This window comes from Streptomyces sp. NPDC005811 (genome assembly GCF_040630405.1).
Taxonomy (GTDB): Bacteria; Actinomycetota; Actinomycetes; order Streptomycetales; family Streptomycetaceae; genus Streptomyces.
Map to the genome: position 1 here is coordinate 21,324 of NZ_JBEXXK010000092.1, position 8,623 is coordinate 29,946.

10 protein-coding genes are annotated in these 8,623 nt (G+C 68.4%); 7 read left to right on the plus strand and 3 right to left on the minus strand.

Annotated features, from left to right (window positions below):
* The first annotated feature begins 501 nt into the window (after window positions 1-501).
* From ABZ490_RS49775 to ABZ490_RS49785, 3 genes are all read left to right on the plus strand, one after another.
* Window positions 502-1,095, plus strand: coding sequence for a terminal protein (locus ABZ490_RS49775; RefSeq protein WP_359006867.1), 594 nt, complete (start codon window positions 502-504; stop codon window positions 1,093-1,095).
* Between the two features lie 104 nt (window positions 1,096-1,199).
* Window positions 1,200-1,961: a hypothetical protein gene (locus tag ABZ490_RS49780; protein ID WP_359006870.1), complete on the plus strand. Its 762-nt coding sequence runs from the start codon at window positions 1,200-1,202 to the stop codon at window positions 1,959-1,961.
* 483 nt (window positions 1,962-2,444) lie between these two features.
* Window positions 2,445-2,567: a hypothetical protein gene (locus tag ABZ490_RS49785; protein ID WP_256786219.1), complete on the plus strand. Its 123-nt coding sequence runs from the start codon at window positions 2,445-2,447 to the stop codon at window positions 2,565-2,567.
* A 171-nt stretch (window positions 2,568-2,738) separates the two neighbouring features.
* Here ABZ490_RS49785 and ABZ490_RS49790 read toward each other — a convergent pair whose 3' ends face one another.
* On the minus strand, window positions 2,739-3,095 hold the full coding sequence (locus tag ABZ490_RS49790) for a hypothetical protein (protein WP_359006873.1): 357 nt from the start codon (window positions 3,093-3,095) through the stop codon (window positions 2,739-2,741).
* 198 nt (window positions 3,096-3,293) lie between these two features.
* On the opposite strand from ABZ490_RS49790, the gene ABZ490_RS49795 reads away from it, so the two are divergent.
* From ABZ490_RS49795 to ABZ490_RS49810, 4 genes are all read left to right on the plus strand, one after another.
* Window positions 3,294-4,001: a hypothetical protein gene (locus ABZ490_RS49795; RefSeq protein ID WP_359006876.1), complete on the plus strand. Its 708-nt coding sequence runs from the start codon at window positions 3,294-3,296 to the stop codon at window positions 3,999-4,001.
* A 323-nt stretch (window positions 4,002-4,324) separates the two neighbouring features.
* A complete protein-coding gene (locus ABZ490_RS49800) occupies window positions 4,325-4,558 on the plus strand; it encodes a hypothetical protein (RefSeq protein ID WP_359006879.1) in 234 nt (77 codons plus the stop codon).
* The gene (locus ABZ490_RS49805) at window positions 4,558-4,830 is read left to right on the plus strand and encodes a hypothetical protein (RefSeq protein ID WP_359006881.1); all 273 of its coding nucleotides are present in this window, start codon (window positions 4,558-4,560) and stop codon (window positions 4,828-4,830) included. Before ABZ490_RS49800 ends, ABZ490_RS49805 begins: the two co-directional genes overlap by 1 nt.
* Before the next feature lie 17 nt (window positions 4,831-4,847).
* Window positions 4,848-5,411, plus strand: coding sequence for a hypothetical protein (locus tag ABZ490_RS49810; RefSeq protein WP_359006884.1), 564 nt, complete (start codon window positions 4,848-4,850; stop codon window positions 5,409-5,411).
* Window positions 5,412-6,314: 903 nt separating this feature from the next.
* Here ABZ490_RS49810 and ABZ490_RS49815 read toward each other — a convergent pair.
* Window positions 6,315-6,740, minus strand: coding sequence for a MarR family transcriptional regulator (locus tag ABZ490_RS49815; RefSeq protein ID WP_359006887.1), 426 nt, complete (start codon window positions 6,738-6,740; stop codon window positions 6,315-6,317).
* Window positions 6,737-7,435, minus strand: a complete 699-nt coding sequence (locus tag ABZ490_RS49820; protein ID WP_359006890.1) for a hypothetical protein — start codon at window positions 7,433-7,435, stop codon at window positions 6,737-6,739. The genes ABZ490_RS49815 and ABZ490_RS49820 overlap by 4 nt, the downstream gene beginning before the upstream one ends.
* Window positions 7,436-8,623 lie beyond the last annotated feature (1,188 nt).

Here is an 8,623-nt window from a genome sequence, read left to right on the forward strand (position 1 = left end):
GGCAGGCGTAAGGCCCCTGGTAGGAACGATCTTGCGACAGATTGTTCTGACCGAGGGGCCTCACGTGCCGATCAGTGAGCTTCTTCGTCCCCGGCGTTCGTTATGCCCCCGGCGAGTACGAGCAGTCCCGCTGCACGTAAGCCGCTTCGCGATCAGGTGACGGGCCTGACCGGGCGGGGACTTCTTTTCACCGCAGGTAGACATGTCGCCCCTCTGAGTCACCCTAGGCGTGTACTGCACGCTGTGCTGCCATCAGTGACACCTCCAACCAGCGATAGCACCACAGCTGTTGCACTAGCTAGAGTTCGACAACAAGTGGCTGAGCTGCACAAATCCGAGGCACACGGCACTACCACACCCTCACGTCCCCCAGAGAAGTCGGGATAGTGGTAGGTCGTCACGGCCCCAACAGTAGTTCGAACCGCCGACGGCGTCGCCGGTCCGACACCGGGGCCGCGCGCCCGGATTCTGTCCACAGGGGACCTGCCCGAGGGTGTCCTCATGGATGATCAGCACGAATCGCAGCAGCCGGCCGCGCGCGGCGGCAAGGTCCTGGACGCTCTCACCCGGGCGGAGCGCAAGGTGTTCACCCGGCCCGCGCCGAAATCCGCGAAGGCTCAGGTGAAATTCCTCCTCACGCGGGCGAAGGGGTCGACCAAGGCCCTGGCGGAGCGCCTGGGCGTCTCGCGCCGGACGGTGGAGCGCTACCGCGCCGGGACGCTGAAGACCCCTCAGAAGCGCCTCCAGGCGGCCCTGGTGGAGGAGACGGAATCCGAGTGGCAACCGCAGGTCAGGGCGCGAGCGCGCGAACAGGCGTCCACGTCCGGCGGGATGATGGTGGAGGTGACCGCGTACTTCGGATTCACGGCCTCGGGCAGCTCCGACGACGGCCGCGAACGCACCATCACCACCCCGATCTCGCCCACCTACGCGCGGCAGATCCTGGATCTACAGGAGGCCGGAGCGACGGAGGAGGATCTGCATCCGATCGTCGCGGAGGCCATAACCGAGTCGTATTTCACGGAATGGGGCACCCGTGCCGATGGACTGCGCGCAGATTTCACGCATGTTCAGGCCATCGCCTTCATGTTCTGACGCGGTCGAATTCCGGGCCTGCTATAAAACAATCCGGCGGGTCGTCGTACAGCGCTCTGACGGCGGCCCGCTTTCGAATCCGCACCACGAATACGAGGCCGATGATGACCACGCCCTGGCCGCCCCGGCGCTCTGCGCACCGTTCGCTCGCCCCGCGTGTCGCCGCGCCCCGGGAGCCGGTCGACCCGGCCCGCATCGGCCGCCGCGTCGTACGGCGGCGGGCGAAGGGGATGGACGCCGGCGCCGTCGCGGCGGCCCTCGAGGACGCCCGGTTCCACGCACGGCAGGACTCCCGGCGCGAGGACCTGGCGGACGACGTCCGCGGCCCGGCGGAGCTTGCCGAGTGGGAGCGCATCGCGCAGCTGCTCGCCGACGCGGCACCGGGCACCGTCTACGACCCGGATGTCGACGACGTCGTCCGGACCGAGCTCACCGCCGAAGCCGCGGCCGCCGCCGTCCGGGAAGCCGAGCTGCGCGAGGCCGCGCGGATCGCGGCCCGCGCCGACGAGCTCCAGGCGCTGCGCGAGCTCGGCACGCTGGAGCAGACCGAGCCCCGTACCGGGGACGAAGCCGCCCGCGACAATCTCACCCGGCGAGTCGGCGGGTACGTCCAAGCCGACGTCGACGCCTGGCTCGCCCACGCCCTGGCCGCGCACCTCGGGCACTACCGCGACCCGGCCGCCCGCGAGGCCGCCGCCGGCCTTCTCACCCCGCCGGTCCTCGCGCACGCCGCGCTGCTCGCCGAACTCGCCCGCCTGGTCCCTGGCGTCGACGTCGACCAGCTGGCGTTCGCGGCCCGGCTCGCCACCACCGAACCCGAAGCCGTCGGCGCCCTCGCCGTGTTCCTCGCCCGCGTCCGGCCGTAGCGCACTGGCCGCGGTTTGCTCCGGCGCGCTTCGGCCTCACGCTCCGCGACCTCACAGGCTCACAGGTCGCCGGGCGGAACCTGTGACATCCCTGGACGCCAGACGACCGAATCGCTCTGTTCAGCCTGTTTGCCTGTGAGTCCGGAACCTCGTTTCCTCAGGCAGACGCGTTCCGGGCGGACAACCTGTGAGCCTGTGAGGGGCAAGGGCCCCGCCTTCCGCCGTCATCACCGAGGGTGATTTCGAAGCGTCACGCCGAAGGGCCACGCTGCTGTCACGCACCTCCCTGATCCGGGTGTCACACTGCCCTCCCGCCCCGGAATCCCGGGCCCGAGGGCCGTTTCCGGGGCTTTCCCCGCGCAGCGTGACAGCGTTTCCGGGCGAGGGTGCGGACCGTAGCCGACCTGGGGGAAAGAGCCGTCCGTGTGGTCTGCGTCGCGCTACTGTCCCCACCGTGCAGCACTGACATGTTGGGAGATACCGATGGACCGGGCAGAACTCCAGGCCAAGATCGACGAGCTGATGCGGCAGTACGACAACGAGGAGATCGACGGCGCAACCTACGCCCAGGCGATGATGGAGTTGACCGCCTCCGCGCAGGAGTGATGCCAGTCCACCCTCTCGGCAGAGGTGCGCAGCCGCCTGAACAGTGAGCCGATCTGTGTCATCACACCCCTGTTTCCCCAGGAGGACACGCTCACCTGTGTCACTGTTCAGCTGATCTGCGTCATCGGCGGGCGGGCCCCCGCCCGGGCCGCCAGATTCGTCTCCGGGAGGTCATGCAGCACCGTCGCGCCAGTGCGAGTAGGCGACAACGACGTCGGCAAGCGTGCCGGTGATGGTCGTCGAGCCGGTAGCGATCGCGGTGAACTCGTCAGCGGTCCACAGTGTCTCGGGGTCGCGGTCGCGGAGGAACTCCACAACGCCCAAGACATCTTCCACGGATCGAGCCGCGACCCAAGAATCGTCGTCCCGTTCGGCACGGCGGCGGTTCTCGGCGGCGGTCTTCACCGCAGCGATGGCGTCCACCCACCCGTAAGCGTCCGGCTCGGTCCAGGAACGCTCGGTGTTGATGTAGTCGCTGATCTCACCAGCGGTCATTCGCTCGTACTGCGGCTGGTCGTGTTGAGGCATACCGGTGTTCTACACCCGCCCAACGGAGCGTCAGAAAGAGGGATGGTCAAGAGCAGCAGCTAGAGACACTGTCGCAATCCCGGATGGCGATCGTCGAGCCAGGGGGCACACGCCCAGCCCGTGCCGTCCGCTGGCCGCCTGGAAGACACGGGCGCGAACCCGAATACGGCGTTGCGTTCTGCACTGAGCAGTCGAAGCATGCAGGGCATGGATTACCGCTCTCTGCTCACCAAGCGTTCCGGGGCCGTCCCACTCCCGCACGAAGTCGATCAGTGGGACAACGTCGCAGATGCCACAGGACTGGAGCCCTACGTAGCCAAGGCGTCCTACGTCTGCGGTGTGATGCGGGAGTTGATGCAAGCGTCGGGCCTCAGCTTCGAAAGCAGGTACCACCTCGGAGCTCTCTTCCTCGCCCTGGACGCCACCGAGTTGCTCGGTCGACTCGTGACTGGAGCTCGCATGGCTGAGGATGACCCCCAATATGTCGGCCCTAGCAAGGCACTTCATCGGGGCGCGAGGTACCTCAGAGATCACGGCGACCCGGCCGTATCTCTGCCACACCGCCCACAGGACTATGTCGAGTTGCGGAACTTTGCCGGGCACGGCGCCACCTACCTGCGGCCGAACCTGAACTTCTCCCCCGACTCCACCCGTCATCTGCTCTGGAACCTGGCATACGCCTTGAACACGATGTGGGAGGACAAGGATCTGGTGGCCAACCTGGCCGCTGTTGAGATCCACCCGCTGTGGACCACCACCGCCGACGGGAAACCGCAGCCGGTGTACGTCAGCGACATCCAAGAGCATCTCAAGACACATGAGCCCGCTGCCCAGCTTGCCCACAATGCGTGGCAAACCATCGTCGTGAGCGTGGACGCCTCTTCTCCACCCGTGACCGGCCGCTAGCACGCCCCTATGCGGGACCGCTGAGTGAACATTCTGCCCACCTGTGGCATCGCCCCCCATTTCCCCAGGTGGGCCCAACTAGGTGTGTCACTCCTCAGCTGATCTGCATCATCGCGCGGGCAGACCCACGTGAACCCGGCGCGGGGCCCGGAACCTGGGTTCCTGGGACCGGTGTCATTTCAGGTGGACTCGGAACGCGCCGGGAGCTGGGTCCGCCTGAGTCCTGCGCCCTCGTACAAGCTGGTTCGCCCCGGAGTGGTCCCCAGTGCCCGGGGCGGCCGATACCGTTGGAGCAGACGCCAGTTCTGCCCCTGGAGCCCTCGATGAGCGAACAGCCGGCCCCCGCCGACCACGCCCGGCAGCAGCTGGAGCCCGACGCCGCCGACGGGCTGCGCGCGTACGCGGCCAAGACCCGCGAGAGCGCCGACCAGCTCGCCGCCGTCCTGGAGGACATCGCGGCCAACGGGCTGCCCTCGGTGGAGGACTGCACGCCGTGGGAGGAGCTGCGCGAGGCCCACCTCGCCCGGCTCGCTCGCCAGCGTCCGGCCGTCGCCTGATGGCCCCGCAGCACGGCCCGCGCCGTGCCCGGATCGCGTTCTCCGACTCCGCCGCCAAGCAGCTGGAGCAGATCACCAGCGAGGCGGAGATCCACGCTCTGGATCGCGCCCTGGTCGTCATCTCCGTCGCCCCCGACATCGGTGAGCCGATCCCCGGCGAGGCCTCCGGCCCGCAGCTGCGCCAGTACGCCGACGAAGTCGAGCGTGTACGCCTCCTGTACTGGGTCACCGCCCTGCGGACCGTCGTGGTCGTCGCCTACATCGAGGTCTAGCCGCCGAAGGAGCCCGCGTGTCCTCCCTCGTCCAGCAGCTCTCCGCCGACCGTCAGCTCACCGCGCTGCGCACCGTCGTGCAGTGCAAGGCGAAGCCGACGGTCCTCCGGGAAGGTCCGGCGGCGGGCGACGGGCCCGGCACGGCCTGGGTCGCGTTCCTGTGCCCGGCGCACTCCGAGGGGCTGCCCGGGTGGCCGGCCACCCGGACCCACGCGTACCAGCACAAGGTGTCGTGCGGGACGGTCCTGGATTTCCGGGTGGCCGAGCAGGTGCTCCAGTCGCACGCGGATCTGTGGCTGACGGCCCTGACGGGCGTCGACCCGGCCGCGTACGGCGGTGTCTGGTCCGACGTCCTGGACCAGGCCGACCGCGTGCTACGCGAGCGCCTGGAGCAAGACGCTGATGAGGACGGGGACGGTGAGGACGGGGACGGTGAGCACAGCATGCTGACGATGATGTGGCTGGCGTGCCGGGCCGCGGCCGAGGGCGACCTCATGCAGGCGGCGTCAGCCCTGGGCTACTGCGAGACGATCGCCGAAGGCATGGGGCCATGGCGTGACGCCGATCTTGCACCCCAGTAGTGGTTAGTACAGATAGGGCTTCTGGTGCGGGTTGTAGATCCTTCCCCCTGAGAGCGGTGCTCGCGGCGGGTGATCCGATCATCTGCCCGGGCCTCTGGCGACGGCCCGCCAGCGTTCGGCATGCATGATCCTTCCCGGGCCCGTACGGCCGTCTGGGGCGCTCTGAGGCTCTCAGGGCTCCGAGCGACGATCAAGACCGTCAGGGGCGCTCACAGCGCCGTACAGCGCTTCGGTGGGGCGGAGGCGCCCCTGATCGCCTTGGAGCGGGCTCCACGGTCATCTCGCCACCGCCGTTTTGTCGCGTGACTCTTCGGCTGCTCCCGGACCGAGCTGTGCTCTCAGGGGGAAGGATCTACAACCCGCGTCAGAAGCCCTATCTGTACTAACCACTATTGGGGTGCAAGATCCGTCGTCGGCCGGCCCCGTCCGGGCAGGGCTGCGGTGCTCCTGGTGGAGTCCGCCGTTGCTGCTCGCTGCACGTCGCCGTGCTGTTGCACCCTTCCGGGCCTGCACCGTGCAGCGGCGTTGTACAACCGGCTGCTGCTCCTGGTGGTGAAGGGTGCAAGAGCGGTTGCTGCTCGGGGTCGGGGGCTGTGGCGCAGTAGTCGCACGACCCGTTCGGCACAAGGGCGCTGCACGGGCAGCAGGCCGGCCTCGGTCGGGCAGCAACGGGTTCAGGTGAGTCGCTGCCCACGCGCTGCAACGGGACTGCCGGCCGTCGCGCAACGGCATCGTGCGTGCTGCTCTGCTGCAACGGAACGGTTTGCCCGCTGCTCCCGGTTGCTGATTCTGCTGCACAGCCCGCCGACCGTGCAGCAGGCTGTCCTCCCGCCCGGCGGCCGCGAAGACAGCGGCGCTGCACCGTGGATCGGGTGCAGCGCCGTGGTGCCGGCCGGACCGGGGTCAGGCCACGTGCAGCTTCTTGCGGCGGTCGCGGGCGAGCTGGTCGCGGTAGTCCTGGCCGGCCTGGTGGTAGCGGGCGACGAAGTGCGGGTCGTCCAGCCGGTCCGCGGGGTCCATGGCGTCGATGGCGGCTCGTGCGTCGGCCGGCGTCTCGTACGAGGCGAGCATCTCGTTGAGGCGGTAGACGCCGTTGCGTTGCTTCTTCACCAGTCGGGCGAGTATCAGTTCGCGCAGGCCGGAGGTGACGCTGGGGCGGCTCAGCCCGAGCAGGGCGGCGATCTGGAGCTGGCCCATCTCCACGCGCCCGCCGGGCTCGCTGCGCGACCGCAGGGTCAGCAGGACGCGGTAGGCCGGCCCCGGCAGGTCCAGGGCCGCGACGACGCCCTCCGCATTGACCGGCGCGAACAACATGCCCCTGCCGCTCACCGCTCGCCCTCCTTGTGCGTCGTCCTGGCCTCGAACCGCTCCCGGCGCTCCTGGCGCTTCTGTGCCCGCTCCTTGCGGAACTCGTCGATCCCCTCGCGCATGTGCTGCAGCGAGGGGAATCTGACGAGGTCCGGCAGCTTCGCGGCCCTCAGCTCCGCCAGGGCGTCGGCCTGGTCGACCTGAACATACTCGGTGCTCCCGTCGGACAGCCGGACCAGTTCGGCCGCGACGTAGGAGTACGGAGGGTTGAACTGGTACGCCCCGCGCCCACGCTTGATCACGATGCCGTGGCTCATGATCTCCTTCATCGCCAGGTTCACCTTCTGGCGCGGCACGTCCAGGATCTCCGCCATGTCGTCCTGGGTGAGCGGGATACGCCCGCCGGCCCTCTGCCCGGCGATCAGCAGCAGGATCAGCCTCAACGGCAGCGCCTCGCGGTAGTACTGGGCGATCACCAGGAAGAACTCCAGCGCCACCATCGCGAAGGCGTTGGGGCGATCGGGGTCCGAGAAGAACTCCAGCTGCTGCCGCTGGCGGCCGACCGTGATCTCCCTGCCCGGGTACGACCGCGCCAGGTCGTCCAGACCATCGATCTTCCGGAGCCGCTCGCCGAAGGCCCTCAGCGGATCGTCCGGCTCCAGCCCGGGATTCGGCGCGGGCCTGGCAGGACGGCGGCGGCGCTGTGACTCGGACACGAGCAGCTCTCCAAAGTTCCAAGATCCCGGGCGTGCAGCAACGTAGCAGAAGGTCAGTAGTTCTGACCTCCAGGTCGGCATTTCTGACTTCTGGCGAGTCTTGTGTCCCCCCAGGGGTGACACATCTCCTGCACGAACTCCTGCTCGCCGGGGCATCCATGAGGGTGTGGCACCGATGGCTCGACTTCCGGCTCGGAAGGTCAGCATTGCTGACCTTCCGTCTACCAAGAGGTCGGCATTGCTGACCTTCCACGCGCCCCCACGTCAGGGCTTCCGACATTTCACGGTCGATGTGTCTACCCAGGAGGGACATACAAGGGGGCCTGTGTCCGTCCTCAGTAGTCACAAGTAGCCCACCCACAACCTCCTGACCAGCGGAAACACAAGCTCTGCCCCCATCTGATGTTGTGCAGTAAGCCGCGGACCGGGCACCGTCGTGGCCATAGGCGGCACCAACGGCTGTGAGTCTCCGGTGGTGCCGGCCGTGACGGGAAAAGCAGCAGCAAGGCGTTGCTTGGACCGGAACTCGGTTCCGCCGCCTGGCCCGAGGCGCCGTTCGGCTCCGGTACCTCCGCACGCCGGAATTCAGCCCTTTCTATTATCCGAGGTTCTGTTCTTCGGCTGAGGTCGGCAGCTTCCTAAATCGTGATTCCTCGCGTGAATTGGTGGACCTCAACACCCTGCCTGACGCATTCTCGAAAGCGCGTCCCGTCCGGGTGGTTGGGAGGTGTCCCATGTTTCCGCCAACGCTACATGCTGCATCAACCTGATGCACCCACTACACTGGAACCCACACGAACGAGCGACCCCCACCCCAGTAGCCAGCCCGGCCCGCGTCAGCGGGCCCCAAGGTTCTGGAGGCGCAGCCGGAAGGACCGTCAGGCGGGGGAGCGCAGCGGACCCGCCGGAGTCCGCAGGACTCCCCAACTCTCCAACTGGAGGCCCCACTAGCCGCACCTGACACCACGTCAGCCACGGCCGCGCCCCGCGCTGCCCGCCAGGCGCGCAGCGGCCGGCCCTACCGGATCCTGGAGCGCAGCGGAGGGATCCGCCCTCGCATCGCGAGGGCCAGCGGGAGCGCAGCGACCGCCCCAGCCGCGGGCCGCGACGGCCTCACGCATGGTGGCGAGGTCGACGACACAGGGCACACCGGTGAAGTCCTGCATGATGACGCGGGCCGGCGTGAAC